Origin of the sequence: Rhodococcus cercidiphylli (genome assembly GCF_033042225.1) — a bacterium.
Taxonomy (GTDB): domain Bacteria; phylum Actinomycetota; class Actinomycetes; order Mycobacteriales; family Mycobacteriaceae; genus Rhodococcoides.
The window spans coordinates 242,075-266,199 of the sequence record NZ_JAWLKE010000007.1 but is presented as its reverse complement, the minus strand read 5'-3'; the positions used below and the strand labels follow the sequence as shown (position 1 = coordinate 266,199).

At 65.8% G+C, this 24,125-nt stretch carries 22 protein-coding genes, 1 tRNA gene and 1 riboswitch; of the genes, 14 read left to right on the top strand and 9 right to left on the bottom strand.

Going from position 1 to position 24,125, the window contains the following annotated elements; all coding sequences use genetic code 11:
- Nucleotides 1-41 precede the first annotated feature (41 nt).
- The 4 genes from R3P95_RS19500 (at nt 42) to R3P95_RS19485 (ending at nt 6,952) form a co-directional block, all read left to right on the top strand.
- Entirely contained in the window at nt 42-2,564 is a 2,523-nt protein-coding gene (locus tag R3P95_RS19500; protein WP_317549215.1) for an ABC transporter permease, read from the top strand.
- Nucleotides 2,565-2,747: 183 nt separating this feature from the next.
- Nucleotides 2,748-5,303, top strand: coding sequence for an alpha/beta fold hydrolase (locus R3P95_RS19495; RefSeq protein ID WP_317549214.1), 2,556 nt, complete (start codon nt 2,748-2,750; stop codon nt 5,301-5,303).
- Nucleotides 5,304-5,402: 99 nt separating this feature from the next.
- On the top strand, nt 5,403-6,317 hold the full coding sequence (locus R3P95_RS19490; protein ID WP_317549213.1) for an alpha/beta fold hydrolase: 915 nt from the start codon (nt 5,403-5,405) through the stop codon (nt 6,315-6,317).
- Nucleotides 6,314-6,952 (top strand): LON peptidase substrate-binding domain-containing protein, encoded by a 639-nt coding sequence (locus R3P95_RS19485; protein WP_149406842.1) that lies wholly within the window; start codon nt 6,314-6,316, stop codon nt 6,950-6,952. Before R3P95_RS19490 ends, R3P95_RS19485 begins: the two co-directional genes overlap by 4 nt.
- 55 nt (nt 6,953-7,007) lie before the next feature.
- Here R3P95_RS19485 and R3P95_RS19480 read toward each other — a convergent pair.
- A tRNA-Met gene (locus R3P95_RS19480) sits at nt 7,008-7,081 on the bottom strand.
- Between the two features lie 77 nt (nt 7,082-7,158).
- Between R3P95_RS19480 and R3P95_RS19475 the strand changes: the two genes are divergently transcribed.
- Nucleotides 7,159-7,938 carry an enoyl-CoA hydratase/isomerase family protein gene (locus R3P95_RS19475; RefSeq protein ID WP_317549212.1) on the top strand — a complete coding sequence of 260 codons (780 nt, stop codon included), beginning with the start codon at nt 7,159-7,161 and terminating at the stop codon, nt 7,936-7,938.
- On the opposite strand, the gene R3P95_RS19470 is transcribed toward R3P95_RS19475, so the two are convergent.
- Complete coding sequence (locus tag R3P95_RS19470) at nt 7,921-8,538, bottom strand: DUF998 domain-containing protein (RefSeq protein ID WP_188078732.1); 618 nt, start codon at nt 8,536-8,538, stop codon at nt 7,921-7,923. The genes R3P95_RS19475 and R3P95_RS19470 overlap by 18 nt on opposite strands.
- A 101-nt stretch (nt 8,539-8,639) precedes the next feature.
- Between R3P95_RS19470 and R3P95_RS19465 the strand changes: the two genes are divergently transcribed.
- Both R3P95_RS19465 and R3P95_RS19460 read left to right on the top strand, forming a co-directional pair.
- Nucleotides 8,640-9,203, top strand: coding sequence for a TetR/AcrR family transcriptional regulator (locus tag R3P95_RS19465; RefSeq protein WP_317549211.1), 564 nt, complete (start codon nt 8,640-8,642; stop codon nt 9,201-9,203).
- Entirely contained in the window at nt 9,200-10,540 is a 1,341-nt protein-coding gene (locus R3P95_RS19460) for an ABC1 kinase family protein (RefSeq protein ID WP_283347219.1), read from the top strand. Before R3P95_RS19465 ends, R3P95_RS19460 begins: the two co-directional genes overlap by 4 nt.
- 20 nt (nt 10,541-10,560) lie before the next feature.
- On the opposite strand, the gene R3P95_RS19455 is transcribed toward R3P95_RS19460, so the two are convergent.
- The gene (locus R3P95_RS19455; protein WP_283347218.1) at nt 10,561-11,538 is read right to left on the bottom strand and encodes an NADPH:quinone oxidoreductase family protein; all 978 of its coding nucleotides are present in this window, start codon (nt 11,536-11,538) and stop codon (nt 10,561-10,563) included.
- A gap of 138 nt (nt 11,539-11,676) precedes the next feature.
- Here R3P95_RS19455 and R3P95_RS19450 point away from each other — a divergent pair, with 138 nt between their 5' ends.
- Nucleotides 11,677-12,363, top strand: coding sequence for a dienelactone hydrolase family protein (locus tag R3P95_RS19450; RefSeq protein WP_283347217.1), 687 nt, complete (start codon nt 11,677-11,679; stop codon nt 12,361-12,363).
- Nucleotides 12,350-13,258 carry an amidohydrolase family protein gene (locus R3P95_RS19445; protein ID WP_283347216.1) on the top strand — a complete coding sequence of 303 codons (909 nt, stop codon included), beginning with the start codon at nt 12,350-12,352 and terminating at the stop codon, nt 13,256-13,258. Before R3P95_RS19450 ends, R3P95_RS19445 begins: the two co-directional genes overlap by 14 nt.
- A gap of 9 nt (nt 13,259-13,267) precedes the next feature.
- On the opposite strand, the gene R3P95_RS19440 is transcribed toward R3P95_RS19445, so the two are convergent.
- Nucleotides 13,268-14,113 carry a patatin-like phospholipase family protein gene (locus tag R3P95_RS19440; RefSeq protein ID WP_317549210.1) on the bottom strand — a complete coding sequence of 282 codons (846 nt, stop codon included), beginning with the start codon at nt 14,111-14,113 and terminating at the stop codon, nt 13,268-13,270.
- Nucleotides 14,114-14,141: 28 nt separating this feature from the next.
- Nucleotides 14,142-14,996 (bottom strand): alpha/beta hydrolase, encoded by an 855-nt coding sequence (locus R3P95_RS19435; RefSeq protein ID WP_317549209.1) that lies wholly within the window; start codon nt 14,994-14,996, stop codon nt 14,142-14,144.
- A 173-nt stretch (nt 14,997-15,169) separates the two neighbouring features.
- On the opposite strand from R3P95_RS19435, the gene R3P95_RS19430 reads away from it, so the two are divergent.
- Entirely contained in the window at nt 15,170-16,351 is a 1,182-nt protein-coding gene (locus tag R3P95_RS19430) for an alkane 1-monooxygenase (protein WP_317549208.1), read from the top strand.
- A 7-nt stretch (nt 16,352-16,358) separates the two neighbouring features.
- Here the strand turns inward: R3P95_RS19430 and R3P95_RS19425 are convergent, their stop codons facing one another.
- Entirely contained in the window at nt 16,359-17,561 is a 1,203-nt protein-coding gene (locus R3P95_RS19425; protein WP_068048586.1) for an ATP-binding protein, read from the bottom strand.
- A 229-nt stretch (nt 17,562-17,790) separates the two neighbouring features.
- Here R3P95_RS19425 and R3P95_RS19420 point away from each other — a divergent pair, with 229 nt between their 5' ends.
- A complete protein-coding gene (locus R3P95_RS19420; RefSeq protein ID WP_317549207.1) occupies nt 17,791-18,258 on the top strand; it encodes a 2-isopropylmalate synthase in 468 nt (155 codons plus the stop codon).
- A 78-nt stretch (nt 18,259-18,336) separates the two neighbouring features.
- Here the strand turns inward: R3P95_RS19420 and R3P95_RS19415 are convergent, their stop codons facing one another.
- Nucleotides 18,337-18,852 (bottom strand): hypothetical protein, encoded by a 516-nt coding sequence (locus R3P95_RS19415; RefSeq protein ID WP_149406833.1) that lies wholly within the window; start codon nt 18,850-18,852, stop codon nt 18,337-18,339.
- 114 nt (nt 18,853-18,966) lie between these two features.
- On the opposite strand from R3P95_RS19415, the gene R3P95_RS19410 reads away from it, so the two are divergent.
- From R3P95_RS19410 to R3P95_RS19400, 3 genes are read left to right on the top strand one after another with little or no spacing between them, the layout of a single operon-like run.
- Nucleotides 18,967-19,866 carry a metal-dependent hydrolase gene (locus R3P95_RS19410; RefSeq protein ID WP_094669920.1) on the top strand — a complete coding sequence of 300 codons (900 nt, stop codon included), beginning with the start codon at nt 18,967-18,969 and terminating at the stop codon, nt 19,864-19,866.
- Nucleotides 19,863-20,969: a PDR/VanB family oxidoreductase gene (locus tag R3P95_RS19405; protein WP_121871449.1), complete on the top strand. Its 1,107-nt coding sequence runs from the start codon at nt 19,863-19,865 to the stop codon at nt 20,967-20,969. The genes R3P95_RS19410 and R3P95_RS19405 overlap by 4 nt, the downstream gene beginning before the upstream one ends.
- Nucleotides 20,970-20,981: 12 nt before the next feature.
- The gene (locus R3P95_RS19400) at nt 20,982-21,872 is read left to right on the top strand and encodes an alpha/beta fold hydrolase (protein ID WP_317549206.1); all 891 of its coding nucleotides are present in this window, start codon (nt 20,982-20,984) and stop codon (nt 21,870-21,872) included.
- 10 nt (nt 21,873-21,882) lie between these two features.
- On the opposite strand, the gene R3P95_RS19395 is transcribed toward R3P95_RS19400, so the two are convergent.
- Nucleotides 21,883-23,151 carry an LLM class flavin-dependent oxidoreductase gene (locus R3P95_RS19395; protein ID WP_317549205.1) on the bottom strand — a complete coding sequence of 423 codons (1,269 nt, stop codon included), beginning with the start codon at nt 23,149-23,151 and terminating at the stop codon, nt 21,883-21,885.
- 1 nt (nt 23,152) lies between these two features.
- Nucleotides 23,153-23,914, bottom strand: a complete 762-nt coding sequence (locus tag R3P95_RS19390; protein ID WP_317549204.1) for a 3-oxoacyl-ACP reductase — start codon at nt 23,912-23,914, stop codon at nt 23,153-23,155.
- Between the two features lie 49 nt (nt 23,915-23,963).
- A riboswitch (TPP riboswitch) is annotated at nt 23,964-24,056 on the bottom strand.
- Between the last annotated feature and the right edge of the window lie 69 nt (nt 24,057-24,125).

Here is a 24,125-nt window from a genome sequence, read left to right as displayed (position 1 = left end):
TCTCCAACAAACCATCTCGACAAAAGTCGTCGGGCAATCCCATGCGCAAGGTGTCACTGAGAAACCTTGCCGCACACAAGGTTCGACTGGCACTGACCGTGCTGTCCGTCGTGCTCGGCACGGCATTCGTCGCGGGCTCGTTCGTGTTCACCGACACCCTTCAGCGCACCTTCTCCTCTCTGTTCGCCGATACCGCGCAGGGCGCGGATGTTCGAGTGAGCCCCGAGGACGCACGCTCGTCCGGCGTGCCGAACGAGGACATCGCGGCGATCTCGGCGTTGCCGAACGTGCGCGCCGTATCGCCGTACGTCGGCGGACAGTTGGTACTGCTGGGGTCCGACGGTGCCGCCGTACAGTCCGGTGGCGCACCGACCATCGGCGAGTCGTATCTCCCCGACGACCAACGACTCGGTGATCCGACCACCTTCGTCGACGGTTCGGCTCCCACCGCTCCCGGTCAGGTCGCGATCAACGCCGGTGGTGCCGAGCGCGCCGGACTGAAGGTGGGCGACGCCACCCAGGTCCTCGTGCCGTCCAAGGGCATCACCGACATCACGATCACCGGAATCTATTCGACAGCAACAGAATCCGGTGGATACATCGGGATCCAGTTCGTGCAGAGCCAGGCGAACGAGCTGTTCACCGACGGTGCCCACGTGCAGTACATCGACGTCGCAGGCAACGATCTCTCCGCGCAAGGGCTGACTCAGGGCGATCTTCGCGACGAGATCGCCGCGGCGTTCCCCGACCTGAAGGTCCAGACCGCCGCGGACGTACAGGCCGAGACTCAGGCCGAGGTCGAGTCGGCACTGTCGTTCATCAACTACTTCCTGCTGGCCTTCGGTGGGATCGCCCTGCTGGTCGGCACCTTCATCATCTACAACACGTTCTCGATGATCGTCGCTCAGCGCGTCCGCGAATTGGCACTGCTGCGCGCCGTCGGAGCCAGCCGCGGGCAGGTCAGCCGATCGGTCGTTCTCGAAGCTCTCGTTGTCGGCGTCATCGGCAGCATCCTCGGCTTCGTCGGCGGGGTAGGGCTGGCCTACGGGCTACGGGCACTGCTCAACGCCTTCGATCTGGGTCTGCCGTCGGGACCGTTGGCACTCGAGCCGCGCACCGTCGTCGTCGCGTTCGCCGTCGGCATCGTCGTCACCGTGCTGAGCGCGTACGCGCCGGCCCGGCGGGCAGCCAAGATTCCACCGGTCGCCGCGATGCGCGAGGAGTTCGCCTCCGCGGGCGACACCCTGCGTACCCGAACGTTCGTGGGCGTCGGCCTCGGAATCGCGGGCGCTGCCGCACTGATCATCGGCGCGCAGTCGACCGGCGGGGCGGCCGCTGCCACGGTCGGCGCGGGAGCCGTCGCGCTGATCGTCGCCACCGCACTGGCCGCGCCGTCGCTGTCACGGCCGGTCGTCGGCGCACTCGGGGCCGTCATCACCCGTCCGTTCGGAGCGATCGGGCGACTGGCCAGGACCAATTCGGTACGCAACCCAAGACGCACCGCGGCCACCGCCTTCGCCCTGATGCTCGGACTCATGCTCGTCACCGTTATCGGCGTGCTCGGATCCACCGCCAAGGCCAGCGTCGACTCACTCGTCGACACCGGGGTCGAGGCGGACTACATCCTCTCCGGCCCGCAGTCGATCGGCGTTCCGACCGGTGCCACCACGGCCGCGCAGCAGGTGACCGGCGTGGACCGTACTGCGGTGCTGCACCCGGTGTTCGTGACGATCGCAGGCCAGGAGGAGTTCGGCGCCGCGATCGACGGCTCCCCCGAGGGACTGCTCGAGCTGTCGATGGTCCAGGGCACGGCAGATCTGAACAGCAACGGGTTCTCGGTGTCGGAAACCGAAGCGGCGAGCCGCGGCTGGACCGTCGGAACCGAGGTCACCTTCGACACCGTCGACGGTGCGTCCGTCCCGGTGACGGTCACCGGGGTCTTCACCGACAATCCGCTGATCGGGAACTGGATAGTCTCGGGCGACATCTACCAGGAGGTGACGCCGTCGATCACCCGCTCGGACCTTCTGGTTCTCGTCAAGGCCGTACCCGGCACCGACCTCGACACACTGCGCACCGACCTCGAAGCCGCGACCAAACCGTTCGTCGTCGTCCAGGTTCAAGACGTGGAGGAGTTCAAGGGTAGCCAGGGACAGCAGATCGACACGCTGCTCGCGGTGTTGTACGGCTTGCTGGCATTGGCCGTCGTCATCGCTGTGCTCGGCATCGTCAACACGCTGGCCTTGTCGGTGGTGGAGAGGCGTCGGGAGATCGGCATGCTGCGCGCGATAGGCATGCAGCGGCCGCAGGTCCGTCGCATCATCTATCTCGAGTCGCTGCTCATCGCGCTGTTCGGCGCGATCGTGGGCGTGGTCCTCGGAATCGCGTTCGGGTGGGGATTCGTGCAGACCCTGCGCGACGAGGGCCTGGGCACCATGACCGTGCCGTGGGGCCAGGTGGTGGCGATGCTGCTCGGATCGGCCGTAGTCGGTGTTCTGGCGGCACTGTGGCCTGCCGTGCGAGCCGCGCGTACGAAGCCGTTGGAGGCCATCGCGGACCTGTAGGGCCAAGTCCGAAACAGACCGGGCATTCCGCAACGTCACCCGATTGTTGTGGAATGTCCGGTTTTCCGCTTGCACAGAAAGGTCCCGCACGTCTACCTTTGAGTCGGTAAAACAGTCTTCGAGCCGGTTTGTAGGTTTCAAACCGACTCCGACATCACGGGTCGGGCTCGTGCAAGGAGAATCATGTCGATTCAGGACATCGATGCGCCGACCCGTCTTTCACTGGCCCCACTGTGCCGGCCGGAACGCCGCGACACCCTGATGGCCCGCTACCGCGAGGTGGCTCACGCACTGCCCGACGCCGTCGCACTCGATGTCGACGGCTCTTCCCTGACCTTCGACGAGCTCCTCCATCGCGCCTACTCTCTGGCTCGCAAGATCGCCACGCTCTTTCCCGCCGATTCTCGGCCGCTCGCCGTGGACACCGACGCGACGACAGACTCGATCGTGCTGATGCTGGCCGTCGTCGCCGCCGGTCATCCCCTGGTGCCGCTCGACCCCATGCTTCCCGCCGAGCGCCGCGCCACGATCATCGACCAAGCAGGTGCGACGGCGATCGACTCCACCACCGTCGCCGCCGCCATGGACTCGTGTGTGCCGCTGCCGACGCTGTCGGGCGACCACACCGCGGTGATCAACTACACCTCGGGATCCACCGGCACCGCCAAGGGCGTGATCCTCAGTCACCGCATGTGCCTGACCAAGGCATACGAAGTCGCCAGCGCCTTGGCGTTGGGCCCACACGACCGCGTGGGAAACTCGCTTCCGGTCAGCTTCGGTGCCGGCTTGAACACGTTGTTCGCGGGGTTGCTCAGCGGTGCCGCCGTGCACTGCCGCGACCCGAGGGCAGGTGTGCCCAGCAGCACCGTCGAGTGGACAGCCGCGCATTCCCTGACCACGCTGCACTGCTCGTCGTCGCTGCTGCGCGCAGTCGCCGCGGCCGATCACGGACCCACCGGGCGGGCCGTACCCACGCTGCGGTTGGTCATCACATACGGGGAATCCCTGCACGCCGACGATGCCGACGGTTTTCGGCGGCGATTCGACACCCGCGCCACGGTGGTCAACTGGTACGCGACCACCGAGGCCGGTGCCGTCGCCTACAGCGAATACCCGATCGAACGAGCGCTGCCGTCGGGCTTTCTCCCTGCGGGCAGACCCATCGCAGGCAAGCTGGTCGAAGTCGTGACCTCCGACGGTTCGTCGTGTGCACCGGACGTGATCGGCGAGATACGGGTGACGTCGAGCTGCTTGGCCGACGGCTACCTCGGCGGTGCCGGTCGGGATTCCCAGCGATTCGCCGCGCTCGGCGACGGTCTGTTCCGGTACCGCACCGGCGATCTGGGACGACTCGACGAACACGGGACGCTGCACCTGGCCGGCCGCATCGACGACGCCGTCAAGGTGCGCGGATACCTGGTGGAGCCGGCCGAGGTCGAGGCAGCACTGCGCGCCATGCCGGAGATCGGCGACGCAGCGGTGATCGGCAGGACCTCCGGCACCGACACCGACCTGGTTGCCTACGTGTGCTCGGCGCGTTCCGGTCGTCGACCCTCCGTGGGCGAGATCAGAGCGTCGCTGCGCCGGACGCTGCCGGAGTGGATGGTGCCCACCCACATCGTCGCGCTCGACGCGATGCCGCGCAACGAACGCGGCAAGCTCGACCGCGGCGCGCTGCCCGAGCCAGCCGATCGACGCGTCGAGCGCACCGCAGTCGGCCCGACCGAGTACATCGTGGCCGAGGCCGCGCGCACCGCGATCGGGCTGGACACCATCGGACGGGACGAGGATTTCCTGGCGCTGGGCGGAAACTCACTGACCACCACGGCCATGCTGGCCCAACTCCGCGAGAACCTGAAGATCGATCTGACACCGGAGGACGTGTTCGCGGCGACCACTGTTCGAGAATTGGCCGTGACAGTCGACGCCCGCCTCGAAGACGCGGCAACTGCGCGACGACGCACGGCCGGCGAACACGATGTGCTCGTGCCGCTGCGCACAGAGGGAAGCAAGGCCCCGATCTTCCTGATCGGCGGTGCAGGCGTCGGTGCGATGGCATTTCTGAATCTCGTCAAGCACATCGACGCCGACCGGCCGGTGTACGCCCTGCAGGCGCACGGCCGCGGCAAGCGCGGACGACCGGACCGGACCATCCGGCGAACTGCGAAACGCTACGTCGACGCCGTTCGCACAGTCCAGCCGGACGGCCCGTTCCACCTGGTCGGCCACTCGCTCGGCGGCTGGATAGCCATCGCGATGGCGGAGGAGATCCGAGACTCCGGCCTGGGGTCTCCCCACCTGCTGCTCCTCGACACGCGGCTGTTTCGGCACCTGCTGGACAGGTTGCCCGGCGGTACCGAGGTTCCGGCTGCCCCGCCGGCTCAGACGCGTGAAGAGGCGGGCTTCCACCTCGGCCGGATCGGCACCGCGGCCCTCTGGTTGCGTATGCAGTGCGCCGGATTGCTGCGGTACCCGACGACGATGGAGTGGTTGGTCTTCGCAAGTATCGGGTACGTGGCGTTGAACAAGCATGTGCCGACACCGTGGTCGGGTTCGATGACCGTGGTTCGCACAGCGGAGAACGTGAAAGATCTCCGGTCGTGGCAGACGGTCGGCCGTGGTGAGCTGACCTTCGTCGACATCTCCGGAGATCACGTCGACATGTTGCGTGAACCGATGGCCGAGCACTTGGCCGAGACGATCGCGAACACCTTCGACGAAGCGGGCGTCGCGCGCTGATCGACGGTCTGTCGTTGTGTGGGCTCAGCTTGTACGTTTGTGCCAACGGCTCACCGAGCCACGCGCCGATCCGGGCATCACACGACGAGGAGGTCGACCATGAGTTCATCGTACGAATTGCAGTCGGTAGAACTACACAAGGACGTCCTGCGATACGTGGACATGGGCGACGGCCCACCCGTGATTCTGGTGCACGGCCTGCTCGGATCGCATCGGTCCTGGGGCCCGCAGCTCGAGCGTCTGTCGCAGAAGTATCGCGTCATCGCTCCGGACCTGTTCGGGCACGGAGACTCCGACAAGCCGTCCGGCGACTACTCGCTGAGTTCGCACGCGGCCACCATTCGCGACCTGATGGACCACCTGAACATCGACTCCGCACCGATGGTCGGTCATTCTCTCGGCGGCGGCATCGCCATGCAGCTGACGTATCTCTTTCCCGAGCGAGTCGATCGCCTCGCGCTGGTCAGCAGTGGCGGCCTCGGTCCGGAGGTGAGCCTGGTGCTCAAGGCAGCGACGCTGCCCGGCAGTGAGCTGGTGTTGCCACTGCTCGCATCGGACTGGTTCCGTAGGAATACCGAAAGCGCGCTGGCGCAATTGGGCAAATGGGGTCTGCCGGTCAAGCCCGGTCCCAGCATGGCCGAGACCTGGAGGTCGTTCCGTTCGGTCGCAGACCGCTCCACCCGTGGAGCGTTCCTGGCGTCGACGCGGGCCGTGGTGGGCCCGCGGGGGCAGACCGTGAGCGCGAAGCAACATTTCGAAAAGTTCGAGTCGATTCCGTCGCTGCTGGTCTGGGGCGGCAAGGACCGGATGATTCCCGCCAAGCACGCCGACAACATTCGACGTGAAGTTCCCAACAGTCGCGTCGAGATCTTTCCCGACGCCGGCCATTTTCCCCAGCTCGACGAGCCGGACTTCTTCTTCCGCTTGCTCGACGAGTTCCTCGGTGCCAACGAGTCCGACAAGAGCGCGCCTGCGGCCATCACCCCGGCGGCTGTTCCGTTGCAGCACCCGTGAGCGTGACCCCGATGTTCCCGCTCGGCAGCGTGCTGCTCCCCGGTGAACGCCTACCACTGCACATCTTCGAGCCGCGCTACCGAGCTCTGGTCCACGACTGCCTGAAGCAGGACGATCCGAGCTTCGGTGTGGTCCTCATCGCGCGTGGGCACGAGGCCGGTGGCGGCGACGTCCGGCACGATGTGGCCACGACGGCACACATCATCGGTCACGAGTCCATCGGCGACGGCCGGTATCTGCTCGAATGCGTCGGCGGCGAACGGATCAGGATCGACGCCTGGCTGCCGGACGATCCGTACCCACAGGCCGACGTTCGAGCGTGGCCGGACGAAGAGACCGATGCGGTGATCGCCGACACCGAGTTCGACGCCACTTGGGCGCGGGTCGAGGATCTCTACGAGCTGATCGGTCGACTCGAATCGTCGGAAGTCGTTTCCACGCCCGGTGTTCCGGATTTCCTGGGCCTGCCGATCTCGGCCGCCGAGAAGATCTGGTCGCTGGCGGCACTGATTCCGATGGGTCAGTCCGATCGACTCGACATCCTGTCTGCACCGAACGCCAGAGCGCGCAAGACCGCACTCGACGACGCCATCGAGAACGTCACGGCGGTCGTGCAGTTCAGACTGCAACCCTGATACCGACGAGACAAGTCAGGCCCGACATCATCGATGTCGGGCCTGACTTGTGTAGTAGCGGGGACAGGATTTGAACCTGCGACCTCTGGGTTATGAGCCCAGCGAGCTACCGAGCTGCTCCACCCCGCGTCGGGTGTTCACCACGCTACATGCCATCTCGGCAGTCTCCCAATCGCCAGGTCAGCCGCACGCTCTACCGTTCAGGTATGCCCAACGCGCCGTCTCCAGTCCTGACCTTTCCGCACGCCGCCGTCGCGCAGATCACGCTGAGCAACCCGCCGGTCAACGCGCTGACCCGTCCGGCGACGCGGCGACTGCGCGCCGTCCTTCTCGAGTTGGCCGACGACGCCGCGATTCGGGCGGTCGTTCTCACCGGCGACCGGGTGTTCAGCGCCGGCTCGGACATTTCCGAGATGCCCGAGATGCAGGACCGCGGTGACGTGCTCGCCCGCAAGAGCATTCTCGAGAACGCGACCCTCGAGATGCTCGACGATCTGCCGCTGCCGACGGTCGCGGCAATCCACGGATTCGCGTTGGGCGGCGGCCTCGAGTTGGCGCTGTGCTGCGACCTCGTCGTCGCCGACGCGGGGGCTCGACTCGGACTCCCGGAAATCGACCTCGGTGTGATCCCCAGCAGCGGCGGGTCGATGCGCGCGCTGCGGCGGGTGGGTCAGGCGCTTGCCGCCGAACTGGTGTTGCTCGGCGAGCCGATCTCGGCCGAGACTGCACTGGAGTGGGGTCTGATCAATCGGGTCGCTCCACGCGGGCAGTCGTTGTCGGTGGCACTGGGCTTGGCGCAGACGCTGGCGCACAAGTCCCGTTCTGCTGTTCGAGCGAACAAGCGTGCCCTCGCTCTCACGTTCGGCGAGTCCCCTGGCCTACCGGCGCAACGGGCATTGCCGGTGTTCGAGGAGGCGTTCGAGTCGGCGGACGGCAGGGAGGGCGTGCGCGCCTTTCTCGCCAAGGAGTCACCCGAGTTCGGATAGGCGACGCTTGACCAGAATCGTTGCGCCGGTGACGATCTCCCATCCGATGATGGTGTAGACCGAGATGCGCTCGAAGGTTCCGCCGCCGAGGATTCCGGTATCGGCGAGAAACAGGGTCAGCCCCACCAGACCGGCCACTCCGGCAGTCGCACTGCCCACGGTGTACCAGCGCGGCGCGCCGACGCGGCCGCCGTACCGACCTGCCGCCAGCAACACCAGATTGCCGCCGACGATAGCCATGCCTGCACCCACCGCATGGGGCGTCGAAGCCCCGTCCACCGAGGCGTGGGCGAGCCCGACGACGATGCTGCCGACACCGTGCACAACGGAGGTGCCGGCGACGATCCACCGCGCCCGGCCCTCGAAGAGCACGGACAGTCCAAGCCCCGCCAGGACGAAGAACGTGCCGTCGACGACGAAGCCGGTGTTCATCACCGCGTGCAGCGGCGAGATGTCGGGGATTCCGAGATCGCTGATGTTGTTGCGGGCGTAGCTGTACGGCCGGTCCGTCCAACCGAGTGCGGCGACGGCTTCGGCGGCCAGATAGGTCACTCCACCGACGAGGAAGGCCCCGGCGGCCAGGACGGTCGTTCTCTTCACAGCTGCACGTCCACTCCCGGAGCCCCGATGGGTCATTTCGCAGGCTCCACTCCCGGAGCCCCGATACACCTGGCGTGTACCGATTGGTACAGTACCGGCTCATGAGCGATCGCCACGACGTGGTGCCGATACTCGCAGGGGTGTTCCGCGACCACGGGTTCGACGGTTCCTCCCTCGCGGTCATCAGCAAACAGACCGGCCTGGGGAAAGGCAGTCTCTACCACTACTTTCCGCGTGGAAAGCAGGAGATGGCCGAGGCCGTCCTCGACGACGTGGAGCAGCGGTTCCACCACAACGTGTTCGAGCCGTTGCGACACGGCACCGATGCCGCGTCGACGACGCACGAGATGTTCGAGCAGACCGCGCGATACTTCCGGTCCAATCGTCTGGTGTGCCTGTTCGGCGCATTCACACTCGGTCTCGAACGTGCTGTGTTCTCGGGCCGCGTCGCAGCCCATTTCACCCACTGGATCGACGCGCTCACCCCGGTACTGAGCCGCCTGGGACACGGCGAATCGGCAGCCGAACTGGCCGAGGAGATCGTGGCCGGAATTCAGGGCGCACTGGTGCTCTCACGCGCCTCGGACGATGCGACGCGGTTCGATCGACTGTTGACGCGCCTGGAAGCCTCGGCGGCGCGCGTGCCGGTGGGGGTGCACGTATGAATCCCAAGCCCGCACCCCAGCTGAAGACGTTCGGAATACGAGAACTGCTGCGACTCATCGTCATCGGCACGGTATTGGCGTACTTCCAAGTCGTCGCGATCGGCCGCTGGGTGCGCGCGCCACGGCGCGGGTGGCCGCTGCACGCCTCGGAGGCCGTCGTCGACGCCTTCTTCGTTCTCGGCCCCACCTTCGTCAAGGTCGGGCAGCTGATGGGATCCTCGCCCGGGCTGTTTCCCAAGGTCCTCGCCGACACCTGCCTGCGCTGCCTCGACGAAGTGCCACCGTTTCCCGGGTCGCAGGCACGAGCGGTGATCGAGGCCGATCTGGGCCGCGGAATCGACGACCTGTTCTCCTCGTTCGACGACGTGCCGCTCTCGTCCGCCTCGGTCGCTCAGGTGCATCTGTGCGTGCGCCGTGACGACGGCCGCGAAGTGGTCATGAAGGTACAGCGGCGAGGCATCTATCACCGCATGAAGATCGACCTTCGTATCGCGTACCTCATCGCCCGCGGACTGGAGAAGTTCATTCCGTTCTTCGCCACGGCCAACGCGTCGGCGATCATCGTCGACCTGCACGCCGCCACCTTCGCCGAACTCGACAGCGCCGTGGAAGCGAAGCGTCAGGCCAGCTTTCGCGCGGCCATCGGCGCGTTCGGCGACAACGCCCACGTCACCGCGCCCGAGGTGTTCCTGGACTACTGCGGCGGCCGCGTCATCTGTATGGAACGCATGCACGGCTCCCCACTCGACCGCTACGAGCCAGGGGAGCAGTCCGAGCTCATCGTCCGCCGCGCCGCCAAGGTCTGGATGGAAGCCCTTGTGCTGCACGGTCTCTTCCACGGCGACGTGCATGCGGGCAACGTGTGGGTGCTCGACGACGGCAGGGTGGCATTCCTCGACTTCGGAGTCATGGGCGAGGTGGACGAGCAGTGGCGCGCACTGCTGCTCGATCTGTTTCACGCCACCGTGATCGACGGCGACTTCACCCGACTGGCCGGTACCGTCAAGCGGCTGGGAATCGTTGCGCCGCAGATGGGTTCGGACGCCGAGGTCGGGGCGATCCTGCAGTCGGTGTTCGCTCCGATGCTCTCGGCAACGCTCGCGCACTTCAGCCTGGCCGACTTCATTCGAGCGCTGGTGAACATGGGCAAGCAGTACAAGACGTCGAGCCCGGAGGAATTGATCCTGGTGGCCAAGCAACTCGGCTACTTCGAGAGATACGCCATCGAACTGGCCCCGAACTGGGCCCTGGGTACCGACCCGTTCGTGTTCAAGAACGTCTTTCCCGCCGAGATCGCGGCACTGGCCGAGGCGAGGGGTGTCGAGCTACCGGAATGAGCCGGCAGCTCGACACAGCATCACCGAGTGAAGTCGAGCACCACTTTGCCTGCCGCAGTGCGGTTCTCCAGCGAGGCAATGGCAGCAGCAGCATCGGAAGCCGGGAACACCGACGGCTCCGGCGCACCGAGCGATCCATCGGCGAGGAGCGGTTCGATCTCGGCCCACTGAGTGGCGAGGTAACCCGGGCGCGTCATCCACCAGGCACCCCAACCGACGCCGACGACGTCGACGTTGTTGAGCAGCAGTCGATTGACCTTGACCGTCGGGATCTCACCACCGGTGAAGCCCAGCACCAGGATTCGGCCCGAGGGTGCGAGCGAGCGAATGCTGTCGGTGAACCGGTCACCACCCACCGGATCGACGACGACGTCGACGCCACGGCCGCCGGTCAGCTCCTTCACCGCGTCCTTCCAGCCGTCGACGAGAACGACGTCGGTGGCTCCGGCGGATCGTGCGATGTCGGCCTTGGCCTCCGAGCTCACCACAGCAATCACCCGAGATGCCCCGAGTACCGGAGCCATTCGCAGCGCGGAGGTTCCGATGCCCCCTGCTGCGCCGTGCACCAGAACCGTCTCGCCCGGTGCCAACCGGCCACGTTCCCGGAGCGCGAAGTGCACCGTCAGATCGTTGAACAACAACCCAGCCCCTGCGGAGAGCGACACCGACTCCGGCAGCGCGAACACCGTGTCCGGGGATACGACGGCGACCTCGGCCATACCGTCGCTCAGTCCTGTCAAGGCCGCTACTCGATCACCTGCGGAGAAGCCGGACTCCGGCGGAGCCGACCGAACGATGCCGGCGATCTCGCTGCCGGGGACGAACGGCAACTCGGGCTTGTACTGGTAGAGCCCGCGAGTGAGCAACGCATCGGGAAAAGCGACCCCGGCGGCATGGACCTCGATGACCACCGACCCGTCGCGCGCAGCAGGCTCGTCGATGTCCACCACACTCACCGAGTCGGGTCCGTCGAGGCTGGAGATCTGTACCGCGCGCATGAGTTGTCCTCTCGGTCGGGATCGTTCCCTGCACGCCACCGTACAAAACTGCAGCAATCACCGTCGCTACCGGCATCCACTCCTGCCTGCTGGGTCGTTCCGCAGGCTCCACTCCTGGTGGTGTGCTCCAATCGAAGGATGAACACCACTCCCCTCACCGTCGTCCGTCCCGACGGGGATGCCCGCGGCGGCGTCATCGTCATCCAGGAAGCCTTCGGCGTCACCGATCACATCGTCGACGTCTGCAACCGCCTCGCCGCCGCCGGTTGGGTCGCGGTCGCACCGCACCTGTTCCACCGGCAGGAGGGTGTGACCGTGTTGTCGTACTCGGACATGGATTCGGCGATGGCGGCAATCGGGCGGCTGCAGGCGGACGAGGTGGACTCCGACGTGGACGCGGCGGCGAGTGCGCTCGCCGAGCTCGGATTCGAGCCCTCGTCCATCGCGATCGTCGGCTTCTGCATGGGCGGCACCGTCGCGTTCCACACCGCTGTTCGACGGCAACTCGGTGCGGCAGCGACGTTCTACGGCGGCGGAATCGCCAAGGGCCGCTTCGGTTACCCCGCAATGGCGTCGGTGGGCGACGCACTGCAGACGCCCTGGCACGGATTCTTCGGGGATCTGGACGAGGGCATCCCCGTTCAGGAAGTCGAGACGCTGCGCGAGATCACCGCGACGGCGCCGGTCGACACGGAGATCACCCGCTACGAGCACGGCAAGCACGGATTCCACTGCAACGACCGCCCCGCCGTGTTCGACGCCGACGCCGCCGCCGACGCCTGGGGCAAGACGCTCGAGTGGTTCGACGCCCATGTCGCGCGCTGAGCCGCCCCGCTCCGGCGCCGAACTCGCAGACGAGACCGAAGGCATCGTCGCATTCTGGACCGAACTGTCGCTGCCGGGACTGTTCGACGTCCACACGCACTTCATGCCGAAGAACGTGATGGACAAGGTGTGGAGTTACTTCGACAGCGCCGGGCCGCTGACCGGCAGCGTCTGGCCCATCTCCTACCGGTTCGCCGAAGAGCAACGGCTCGAGGTCATTCGGGGGTTCGGAGTCCGGCACTTCACGTCGATGATCTACCCGCACAAGCCGGCGATGGCAGCCTGGCTCAATTCCTGGGCAGCAGATTTCGCGGCGCGCACCCCCGACTGCCTGCACACCGCCACCTTCTACCCCGAGGACGGTGCCACCGAGTACGTCGAGCAGGCGTTGACGAGCGGTGCCCGAATCTTCAAGTCGCACATTCAGGTCGGGAACTATTCACCGAACGATCCCCTGCTCGACGGCGTCTGGGGCGCACTCTCGGACGCGCAGGCGCCCGTGGTGATCCACTGCGGATCCGGTCCGGCACCCGGCACCCATACCGGCCCGGAGCCGATTGCGGCACTGCTGCAACGGTTTCCCGAGCTCCCGTTGATCATCGCGCACATGGGGATGCCGGAGTACGGCGACTTCCTCGATCTGGCCGATCGCTACCGGAACGTGCGGCTGGACACCACGATGTCGTTCACCGACTTCTCCGAGGCGAGCGCACCGTTTCCGAAACACGAACTGCCCCGGCTGGTCGACCTGCAGGATCGCATTCTGTTCGGCAGCGACTATCCGAACATCCCGTACCCGTATCTGCATGCCCTGCAGGCGGTGCGCCGACTCGACCTGGGAGACGACTGGGTTCGTGCAGTGTGCTGGGGGAACGGAGCCGCGCTGTTCGGCTAGAGAGGTTCTCTAGACCCAGAACTCGGCAATACGCTCGGCGATGGCATTGCCCTGCGCTCGTCCGGCGACGGCCGCAGCCGATCGGACCGCGATGTCGGTGGCATCGGGGCCGATCGCGGCTGCCGAATCTGCATCGGGGGCAATCACTTCCACCTTCGAGCCGCCCTTGATCAGCCGCTCACGTTCGATGTCGAACGGATCGTGCTCCAGGTCGAGTGCACCGACTCTGAACACCAGTACCTTCTCGAAACCGACTGCCAGATCCGCATTTTCGCTGGCGCGGATACCACCGTCGACGTAACGATGATCACCGATCGTCACCGGCGGCCACATTCCCGGGATGGCGCAGCTCGCGGCCACCGCATCGACCAACTGAACGCCCGAGCCACGATCGAGAACCCGATGACGACCGCTCACCGCGTCGACCGTGACGATACGCAGATCGCGGTTCGGCCAGGAGTGCGACGGTAACCGTCGTTCGATGATGGCCCTGCGCTCACGCTCGCTGATCGTCGAGGCCGACAGCGCCTCGGTGCCGATACGCCTGCGCGTGTCGATGGCACTGCCGTCGGAGTTCTGGGCAGCCCGAGCCAACATGGAGACCAGTTCGTCGATGGTCGCCTCGGCATGCGGTTCGTGGTCCTGCTTCGCTTCGTCTGCCTGCCGCTCGAACAGCTCGGTCAAGGCGGCTCCGCTCGAGATCTGGGCTGCGACCGAGGACCCGGCCGAGGTCCCCAACAGCATCTCGGCGTCGCTGACGTCGGCTCCGGCTTCTGCCAATCCCAGTAGGACACCCGTCTGCCACGCAATGCCTGCGACTCCGCCGCCGCCCAATACGAGTGCTCGCCTGGTCATGGTCGTACCCCTTCTTCGAAAAGATCCGTCAGGAACTTACAGCGCCGGTGTGTACACGTGGACGCAGCCAGTCGATGAGATCGTCGAGTACGCGCTCCTTCTCCGGTTCGTTGAACACTTCGTGGAACAGCCCGTCGTACGTTTTCAGGGTCAGGTCGTCGGATCCGGCGAGTTCGGCGATGAGCTCGCTGCCCGAGACGTCGGCCAAGCGGTCCGCCGTCCCGTGCTGGAGCAGCACGGGAATCTTCAGCGACGGCAGGCGAGCAGGGAACGTGTCCCCGACGCCCAGCATCGCCGCGGCAAGGCCCGCCGAGACGCTGCCGTGGTAGCCCAACGGGTCGGCGACATAGGCGTCGACGACGTCCTTGTCGCGAGAGACGAGAGTGGGATCGAGCTTGAGCACCGGGGCGGCCGGTACGAAGCGTCCGAGGAGCTTACCGACCGCCACCAGGGCTTTCGGTTGCCCGACGCTGGGGACGACGGCAGGGCCGGACAGCATCAGACCGTCGAGATCGGCCTGATGGTCGAGGGCGTAGGACAGTGCGATGGCACCGCCCATGCTGTGGCCGAGCAGGAAGGTGCGCTGATTCGGATGCTCGGCAGCTGCGATGCCGAACAGCGTGTGCAGGTCGTCGGTGAAGTCGGACCACTTGTCCACTGACACCCGTTTGCCACCGGATCGCCCGTGTCCGCGGTGGTCGGGCGCGTAGACGACGAGGCCGAGCGAGCCAAGCCGTTCGATGACGTGCCGGTACCGGCCCGCGTGCTCGGCCAGGCCGTGGGCGAGCACCACAATCCCGGTCGACGTGGTCTCGGGGGTCCAGACGTCGTAGACGATTCGGGTTCCGTGAACTCCGACGAACGACGACTCGACATGCTTCATCCGGTCACCGTACAAGGGCAGCGGGGCGTTCGACGGCCCATCGGAGAACCTGCAAAATTTGCTTGGGTAACTATCCTGGTGGAACGGGCGATGTAGTTGTGACACGCCACTACCGTTTGTCCCCGCACCTCGGGGCACGGCACCGACCAGGACTCAGGAGTGAAGAATCCAGAATGCGTGATGAGTCCGCCACGAGCACGTCGCCGCGGTGGCGCGACCCCAAACGCTACCTGTGGCCGCTGGGGCTGACGATTCCTCTCAGCCCGTTCCTGGCCTGGGGGCTGGTGACCCTTCTCGGGCCCGGTGCGTTCTGGACCCTCGGCCTGATGATCATGGGTGTCGCACTGCCACTGGTGGACAGATTCGCCGGAGTGGACCGCAGCAATCCCCCGGACGAGGCGATCGCCGCGCTGGAGAAGGATCCGTACTACCGCTGGTGCGTCTACCTGTTCCTGCCGTTGCAGTACGCGGGACTCGTTGCGGCCTGCTATCTCTGGGCGCACGGCCCGCTGGGAGTTCCGGAGCGGATCGGCCTGGCCATCACCGTCGGCATCGTCGGTGGGGTCGGCATCAACGCCGCGCACGAGCTGGGCCACAAGCGTGAGCGTCTGGAGCGATGGCTGTCGAAGGTGACACTGGCACAGTCCCTGTACGGCCACTTCTACGTCGAGCACAATCACGGCCACCACCTCCGCGTCGCCACCCCGGAGGATCCGGCGTCGGCAAAGTTCGGCGAGTCGTTCTGGAAGTTTTTGCCGCGCACGATCGTGCACGGCCTGCGCTCGGCCTGGGAGCTCGAGACTCGACGCCTCGCCCGCCAGGGCCTGTCTCCCTGGTCGTACCGAAACAACCTGTTCAATGCCGCGGCCATGAGCGTTGTGCTGTTCGGCGTGCTGATCGCCGTCTTCGGTGTGGTGACCGTGCCGTATCTGTTCCTGCAGGCTGCGATCGCGATCGTCCTCTACGAGGCAGCCAACTACCTCGAGCACTACGGGCTGCTGCGGCAGAAGCGCAAGAGCGGTCGATACGGCAAACCGACCCACCGCGACAGCTGGAACAGCGATCACCTGTGGAGCAACCTGTTTCTGTACCACCTGCAACGGCACAGCGACCATCACGCGAATCCGGTGCGCCGCTACCAGGCACTGCGCACCGTCGACGAGTCCCCGCAGCTACCGGCCGGATATGCAGTGATGATCTTCTGCGCGCTGGTTCCGCCGTTGTGGCGCAAGGTGATGGATCAGCGACTGATCGACTTCTACGACGGCGACGCCGAGCTCGTCAACGTCGACCACTCCGACCCCAAGGCAGTGCGGAAACTCGAGCAACTGTGCGTCGAGCGCGCTGAGGCGTAGTGAGAGTTCACACCGCCGCAGGTTCGTCGGTCTGTGCCCGCAGGTAGCGACCGAAGTGCGGCACCGTGAACGCGATGGTTCCGCGCTCGGCCGAGTAGATCAGGCCCTTCTTGATCAGTCCGTCGCGAGCGGGAGACAGCGATGCAGGCTTGCGCTTCAGCTCGGTGGCCACGGCCGAGGTCGGCACCGAGCCGTCGTCCACGGACAGTTCGGCCATCGCACGCATGTATTCACGCTCGGCAGGCGTCGCACGCTCGTAGCGAGAACCGAAGAATCCGACGGCCAGTTCCTCCTCCGCCGTCGGAGCGGCGACGCGCACGTCCTCGACGGTGATCGGGGTGTCGGCCGCGAGATCCCACGTCGCCTTGCCGTAGGCCTGGACGAAATACGGGTAGCCGTCGGCGGCCGCATACAGCGCGTCGAGCGCGTCGGGGGTGAATTCGACGTCCTCGCGGTCGGCCGGAGCGATCAACGCCAGGTCGGCCGCGGCTCGCTCGAGTCGACCGATCCGGTGGTAACTGAACAGGCGCTCGGAGTAGCTCTTGGATGCCGACAACACCGCAGGTAGGTGTGGCAGGCCGGCCCCGACGATGATCAGCGGCGCGGTGTCCTGACTGAGCTCATGGCACGCCGCACACAACGCGGAGATGTCCGCGGCACCCAGATCCTGCATCTCGTCGATGAAGATGGCGATGCCCACGCCCACGTCGCCGGCCAGCGCGGAGGCGTCGAGCAGCAGTTCCACGAGGTCGATCTCGATGTCGCCGGAGTCGGCGCGGCCGGTCTTCGCCGGGACGTCGATGCCGGGCTGCCACCGCTCCCGCATGCCCTTGTCCGCGGTGGCGCGTAGGGCGAAGGCCTTGAGGACGCCGAGGAATTCGTCGACGCGTTCGGGATCGCGATGCGATGCCGCGATCCCGCGGACCGCCATGTGCAGCGCCGACGACAGCGGTCGACGCAGTTCCTGGTCCGGCCGAGCCTCGATCTTGCCGGTGCCCCAGCCGCGGGCGATCGCCGCGGATCGGAGTTGGTTGAGCAACACCGTCTTCCCGACGCCTCGCAGCCCGGTGAGAACGACGCTGCGTTCCGGCCTGCCGCGGGTGATGCGTTCGAGTACGACGTCGAAGGCGTCGAGCTGCTTCTTTCGGCCTGCGAGCTCGGGTGGGCGCTGGCCGGCGCCGGGGGCGTAGGGGTTACGCACGGGGTCCATGGGGCCAAAGTTACAACGAATCGTGCGATATATGCGGACATCTAGTTCGTGTCCTAGAGATCTGTATTCACTCGATACTTGCGCGCGGCTGCGACGGAGGACTACTTTCTGGGGTGTGAAGCGCATTCTCGTAGTACGCCGCCGTAGCGGGGTCTGATTCGGACCGACCCCTCGCTGCGGGTCGTCGTGCTCTCTCGGTCCTCCCTTCACATTCGCCAGGACCACCCTCATGAATGCATTTGCTTCCACTCTCGCCACAGATCCGTTCCACGCCCGTTTCGGTTGCGCCCTGCCGCGCACGATGCGCGACGAGATCACCTGGCAACACATGTCGTGGACGAACTTCACCGACCGCTTCTCGCCCAGCACCGGGCCTCTTCGACTGGGGTCATGGACCGGGACCAAGTCGACGGGTTGCAGGATCGAGTTCGACGCGACCTTCGGCGTCGGCGATACGATCATCGCCTGTGCGGCAACGACTTACGGGCCGATCGAGGCATTGACGTCGATGCTCCACGACGCCGGATTCCGCATCGAGATCCTCTCGTTCCACCAGCAGATCATCGGCGACGAGACCGCCACCTTCGTCCTCGCCGAGCACGACGGTCGCCGCGAATGGTCGATGGGCATGGATCCCGACGCACACCTGTCGGCCGTGCGAGCCGTCATCGCCGGAGCGAACATTCTGCATCGCTAGCGGACACGACGCCACGTCCTGCATCGGTAGCGCTTTCTTCGACGGTCTAGCGCGTATGCAAGACAGGCGAAGACTTTCCTAGGGCATCTCGATCGTCTCGGCGCGGCGCACCTCGGCCAGTGCGTACCGCAGATAGGTCTCGGCTCGGCCACGGCGCACCGCGAGCAGGTCTGCGACCACCAGCAACGCGTGCGCCGGACGCGGCCTCACTCGCGACTGCTCTTCGATGTCGGACACCCCCAGCGCTCCGGTGAGCACCTCGACGAACCCGTCGATGTCCAGGTTCGGCAGCCAGTCCGCTCCTCGTACGGTTCGGCCGAGGACCTCCTGGACGTTCTCGCCGGTCAATCCGTCGCTGTATACCTCTTCGAGCAACGTGCGTACCATCTCGGCATGCACGTGCCCGGCCTTTGCCGAGTCCGAGCGGCCCAACGATTCGACGGCATCGTCGAACGCCACCGAATTCTGCAAGGCGACAGCAGCCAGCGCATCATTCGTGGCATCAGCGATGCGCCGAACTTCGGCGGGCCATTCGGCAGGCCAGGTGACGGGCATCCGACTCGGGGGAGTCGACACGGGGGAGGAGTCGGTCATGACAGAAGTGTCTCATCGGATACCGTCACGGTTCCCTTTATCTGTTACCGGTGTTTATACTAAGTCTCGCACTGTGGCACCGGCCACACCTGCGAACGTGGAGGAGGTGGCTCGATGAGCGAACGGAAGATCGTCGCATCGGATCCCGGTGAAGTGATGCTGCAAGCCAGAAACGTCAAGTTCGACTGGAGCGATCTGCCGATGCACTGGGTGCCGGGCGATCCGTACACCACGCACGTACTCAACGTGCTGCATCTGCTGCTGCCCGCCGGCGAGCACTGGTTCGTCGACACGTTCAAGGAAGCCCTGCCGTACATCGACGACGAGAAGCTGCGCGACGACGTCATCGGCTTCATCGGCCAGGAAGCCGTGCACGCCGAGGCACACACCGGCGTACTCGTGCATCTCCAGGCCAAAGGACTCGACCCGACTCCGTTCACCGACCAGATGGAGTGGGCCTTCGGCAAGGTCCTCGGCTCCGATTCGGTGACCAGCCTTCGATCGAAGAACAACCTGGTCGAACGCTTGGCTCTGATCGCCGCGATCGAGCACGTGACGGCATTTCTCGGTGACTGGGTACTCAACGCCGACGGTCTCGACCGCGCGGGCATCCACCCCACCATGCTCGATCTGCTGCGCTGGCACGGTGCCGAGGAAGTAGAGCACCGCTCGGTCGCCTACGACACGCTGCGATACTTCGACAAGCGCGAGGTTCGCCGGTTGCGTACGTTCGTCGTGGTCGTGCCGTTGATGGCCTACATCTGGATGCGCGGGATCATCTTCCTGATGAAGAACGACCCGGAGCTGCAGTCGGCACCGAAGTCCGTCCGCAAGCCGCGCTCGGCACTGTGGCGGAAGTCGGTCAAACGCGGCACCCTTCCCGCGCTGACGCACGTCGGTCGCAGCATGTCGCGCTACCTCAAGAAGTCGTATCACCCCAGCCAGGAAGGCTCCACAGCTCAGGCCGTCCGGTACCTTGCGTCCTCGCCGGCCGCTCAGGCTGCAGCGAGGTGAAGCTGTCTTCACGGCGCGTCCCGCGGCTGCTCCCCAAGGATGCTCCGCCGGACCTGCGCGGGCGTGGGCGTCCGGATCGCTCGATGCAGCTGCTCGGTACGTTTCTCAACGGGTACATGCAGGCGGCGGCCGGAGCGGAGTACAACGACGCCGTCGCCGGCCACAACCCCGATTCGGCGTTGAAGTTGGTCGTCACCGAACGCGAGATCGTCGCCGAGGACAACGATGTTGCAGCCCTCACCCTTGCGTCGCCGACGGGTGCACAGCTGCCCATCTGGCATCCGGGCTGTCATCTCGATCTGCACCTGCCCTCGGGCCGTCGCCGGCAGTACTCACTGTGCGGAAATCCCTCCGATCGCAGCTCCTATCGCATCGCGGTGCGCCGAATCCCGACCGGCGCAGGCGGATCCATCGAAATGCACGGACTGCAACCCGGCACCGAGGTCACCGTCCGTGGCCCCCGCAACGGATTCCCTTTCGTCGGCGACGGCAGCGCACTGTTCATCGCCGGCGGTATCGGGATCACTCCCATCATCGCGATGGTCCGCGCCGCAAGAATTCTCGGCATGGACTGGCAATTCGTGTACTGCGGTCGATCACGCGACACGATGCCCTTTCTCGACGAGATCGAGAGCTGGGAATCGGACCGGGTGTTCGTCCGGACCGACGACGTGCACGGGTACCCCACCGAGGGCGAATTGCTCGAGCGCGCACCCGCAGGCGGTGCCGTCTACTGCTGCGGCCCCACCCCCATGCTCGACGCAGTCCGCCGCGACTTTCGCCAATGCCCATCCACCGCACTGCATTTCGAGCGATTCGGTCCGCCGCCGATTCTCGACGGCACGCCGTTCGAGGTGCAGTTGATCAGCACGGGCGCTGTGCTCGACGTCGCCGCCGACGCCTCCGTGCTGACGGCGGTCAAGGAGCAGAAACCCAACGTCGCGTACTCGTGCCAGCAGGGCTTCTGCGGTACCTGCAAGGTCCGGGTGCTCTCCGGTGAGCCCGAGCACCTGGAAAACAGACTGACGCCGGAAGAGCAGCGCGATCACATGCTCATCTGCGTTTCACGCGCACGCAGCGGGCGTCTCGTACTCGATCTATAGAACGGAAAACTGTTGAGCAGCAACGCGGTTCGTACCACGGTCATCAACGAGGGAATCCGGCTGGCGGTGTTCGAGAGCGGCAATCCCGACGGCGATCCCATCGTCCTCGTGCACGGCTGGCCCGATACTCACGAGCTGTGGAGCCACATCGTGCCGCAGCTCGAGGACCGCTTCCGGGTGATCAGCTACGACTCCCGCGGCGCAGGCGAGAGCTCGGTCCCCGCGGAGCAGTCGGCGTACAAGCTGGCCCGGCTCGCCTCGGATTTCTATGCCGTCGCCGACGCCGTCAGCCCCGACGCCCCGGTGCACGTGCTCGCCCACGACTGGGGTGCCGTCGAGGTATGGGAGGCCGCAGCCCAGCCCCAGGCGAAGGACCGAATTCGTTCGTACACATCGATTTCCGGGCCGAACCTCGATCACCTCGGCAAGTGGTCGCAGTCGCGCCTGCGCAAACCCACCCTCACCGGCATCAAGCAGGTGCTCGCCCAGGTACGCGCGTCGTGGTACACCGTCACCTTCCACATCCCCGGCCTGTCCACGTTGCGCATCAAGCGGCAGTTCGCCAAGGGGTGGCCGGCGTTCCTCCAGGAGTTCTCGGGCGTCGATCCGAAGCTCGTCACCCAGAACCCCACATTGTGGTCGGATGCCACCAACGGCACCAAACTCTACCGGGCCAACATCATTCCGCTCCTGGGCAATCCACGTGAGCGGTACATCGACATCCCCGTGCACCTCATCGTCAACACCGAGGACGTCGCGGTGCGTCCGTACCACTACGACGACACCGGCAAGTGGGTGAAGAACCTCACGCGCAACGACATTCCGGCGGGACACTGGTCGCCGATCTCCCATGCCGACGACATCGCAAGACTGACGAGGGAATTCATCGACTCGCTGGACTGATGTTCACGAATCACCCGGCCAGGTGCCCGCGTAGCGTCGACGCGGTGTAGTCGGCGCGAAACACACCGCGCCGCTGCAGGATCGGCACCACCTGATCGACGAAGTCCGCCAATGAGTCCGGGTAGCGCGGACACATCAGATTGAAGCCGTCGGCACCGCGGCCGATCCACGACTGCATCTCGTCGGCGATGGACTCCGGCGTGCCGATCATCGTCGCGTGGCCGCCGCCCGCAGCGAGGGTGCCGAGCAACTCCCGCACAGTCGGGGCGTCCTTCTCGATGATCCGCAGGATCGTCTCGTAGCGACCCTGCGGTCCGGCGAACTCGGCCGCCGGAGGCAGGGACGGTACCGGCGCGTCGAGTTCCCAGGCAGCACAGTCCTGTCCGGTGAACGTCGACAGCATCGCCAGTGACTGCTCCGTGGGCAGCAGCTCATCGAGTTCGGCCTTCTTGCGGCGAGCCTCGTCCATGGTCGACCCGATGTACGTCACCAAACCCGGCATGATGCCCACTGTCGCGCTGTCGCGGCCCGCATGCCGGATTCTCGCCTTCACGTCGTTGTAATAGCTCTGCGCTGCAACGAGATCGTAGGCAACGGCATAGATCGCCTCGGCGTACTTCGCGGCCAGATCCCGGCCCGGGCCCGACGCGCCGGCCTGAAACAGCACCGGCTTCCCCTGCGGCGACCGCGGCACCGTCAGCGGGCCGTCGACCCGAAAGTGTTTGCCGTCGTGGTCGATCGAGTGCACCTTCGCCGGATCGGCGTAGTGTCCGCTTCGATCGAGCGTCAACGCGTCGGCATCCCACGAATCCCACAGCGCCCGAGCCGTATCCACGAACTCCTCGGCGCGGGCATATCGCTCCTCACGAGCCGGGATGACGTCCATCCCGTGGTTGCGTGCTTCGGCGTCGAACATGGAGGTGACGACGTTCCAACCAGCACGGCCGCCACTGATGTGATCGAGCGACGCCAACATGCGTGCAGCGTGGAACGGTGTGTAGAACGTCGACGAGACCGTGGTGACGAGGCCGATGTGCGTGGTGGCCCGCGCCATGGCGGACAGCGCGGTGATCGGTTCGAGGAACCAGGTGCCTGCCCCGGCCGGGTCGCGTACCGAATGACCGTCGGCGAAGAACACCGCATCGAACTTGCCCCGCTCGGCGAGCCGCGCGAGTTCCTCGTAGTACGAGATATCGCCCAAGTCCTCCACTCGCGAATCGGGGTGACGCCACGCCGCGCTGTGGTGGCCGCAACCGTAGAGAAAAGCGTTGAGATGCATGTCAGTCCTTGACCAGGCCACCGTCGACGACGAGATTCTGGCCGGTCACCGACCGCGCCCACGGCGAGGCGAAGAACAGCAGAGCGTCGGCGAATTCCTCGGGGGTGGTGACGCGTTGCAGCGGGGTCGAGGCGGCGATGAAATCGAACACCTCGGCCGGGGTCGCGGAGCTGGCGTCGGTGGTGCGGAGCAGTCCACCCGAGACCATGTTGACGGTGATGTTGTCTGCGCCCAGATCGGCGGACAGAGTGCGGGTCAGCGAGAGCAGCGCCGCCTTGGAGGCCGTGTAGTCGTGGTACGGGACTACTGGATTCTGGAACAAGTTGGTGCCCACGTTGATGATTCGTCCGAACCCCGCCTCGCGCATGCCCGGCAGTGCGGCCTGGGTGGTCAACAACGCCGCGCGGACGCTGCCGCGCAGTTGAGCGTCGAAACGCTCCCAGGTGATCGTGTCGGCTTTGGGCCGTGCGTCTCCGTCGAACGAGAAATCGGCCAGCGCGTTGTTGACGACGGTGGTGATCGGGGTGCCGAAATGCTCACGCGCGGTATCGAACAGCGCGGCCACCGCGGCGTCGTCGGTGACATCACCCTGGACCGCGATCGCGTTCTCACCGAGTCGGTTCGCCAGCGCTTCGGCGGCATCTTTGCTGTTGCGGTAGTCGATCACCACTCGGGCACCCTGGCCGGCGAACGCCGCGGCGATCGCTGCTCCCAGTCCGCGTCCACCGCCGGTGACCAACACTGTCTGCTCGTCGAATTTCATGCGCCTCGCCTCTCGTTCGAGGTCGGGACCGTCACGAGGGGACAGGAATACCGCAACGCCACGACATTCCCTTCGCTGGTCCTAACCAGATCAGGTTCGACGGGTGTGTTCTCAGCCCTGACGGGCACCCCGTGTCGCGGTCGACTGTACCTGTAGCGGTTTCTCGCCGTGTCTTGTTTTCACGCTAGAGAAGCAAATGGAACCGAATACA

Coding starts and splice junctions, on each gene's coding strand:
- R3P95_RS19500 (WP_317549215.1), top strand. CDS start 42: ATGCGCAAGGTGTCACTGAGAAACCTTGCCGCACACAAGGTTCGACTG.
- R3P95_RS19495 (WP_317549214.1), top strand. CDS start 2,748: ATGTCGATTCAGGACATCGATGCGCCGACCCGTCTTTCACTGGCCCCA.
- R3P95_RS19490 (WP_317549213.1), top strand. CDS start 5,403: ATGAGTTCATCGTACGAATTGCAGTCGGTAGAACTACACAAGGACGTC.
- R3P95_RS19475 (WP_317549212.1), top strand. CDS start 7,159: ATGCCCAACGCGCCGTCTCCAGTCCTGACCTTTCCGCACGCCGCCGTC.
- R3P95_RS19465 (WP_317549211.1), top strand. CDS start 8,640: ATGAGCGATCGCCACGACGTGGTGCCGATACTCGCAGGGGTGTTCCGC.
- R3P95_RS19460 (WP_283347219.1), top strand. CDS start 9,200: ATGAATCCCAAGCCCGCACCCCAGCTGAAGACGTTCGGAATACGAGAA.
- R3P95_RS19455 (WP_283347218.1), bottom strand. CDS start 11,538: ATGCGCGCGGTACAGATCTCCAGCCTCGACGGACCCGACTCGGTGAGT.
- R3P95_RS19450 (WP_283347217.1), top strand. CDS start 11,677: ATGAACACCACTCCCCTCACCGTCGTCCGTCCCGACGGGGATGCCCGC.
- R3P95_RS19445 (WP_283347216.1), top strand. CDS start 12,350: ATGTCGCGCGCTGAGCCGCCCCGCTCCGGCGCCGAACTCGCAGACGAG.
- R3P95_RS19440 (WP_317549210.1), bottom strand. CDS start 14,113: ATGACCAGGCGAGCACTCGTATTGGGCGGCGGCGGAGTCGCAGGCATT.
- R3P95_RS19435 (WP_317549209.1), bottom strand. CDS start 14,996: ATGAAGCATGTCGAGTCGTCGTTCGTCGGAGTTCACGGAACCCGAATC.
- R3P95_RS19430 (WP_317549208.1), top strand. CDS start 15,170: ATGCGTGATGAGTCCGCCACGAGCACGTCGCCGCGGTGGCGCGACCCC.
- R3P95_RS19425 (WP_068048586.1), bottom strand. CDS start 17,561: ATGGACCCCGTGCGTAACCCCTACGCCCCCGGCGCCGGCCAGCGCCCA.
- R3P95_RS19420 (WP_317549207.1), top strand. CDS start 17,791: ATGAATGCATTTGCTTCCACTCTCGCCACAGATCCGTTCCACGCCCGT.
- R3P95_RS19415 (WP_149406833.1), bottom strand. CDS start 18,852: ATGACCGACTCCTCCCCCGTGTCGACTCCCCCGAGTCGGATGCCCGTC.
- R3P95_RS19410 (WP_094669920.1), top strand. CDS start 18,967: ATGAGCGAACGGAAGATCGTCGCATCGGATCCCGGTGAAGTGATGCTG.
- R3P95_RS19395 (WP_317549205.1), bottom strand. CDS start 23,151: ATGCATCTCAACGCTTTTCTCTACGGTTGCGGCCACCACAGCGCGGCG.
- R3P95_RS19390 (WP_317549204.1), bottom strand. CDS start 23,914: ATGAAATTCGACGAGCAGACAGTGTTGGTCACCGGCGGTGGACGCGGA.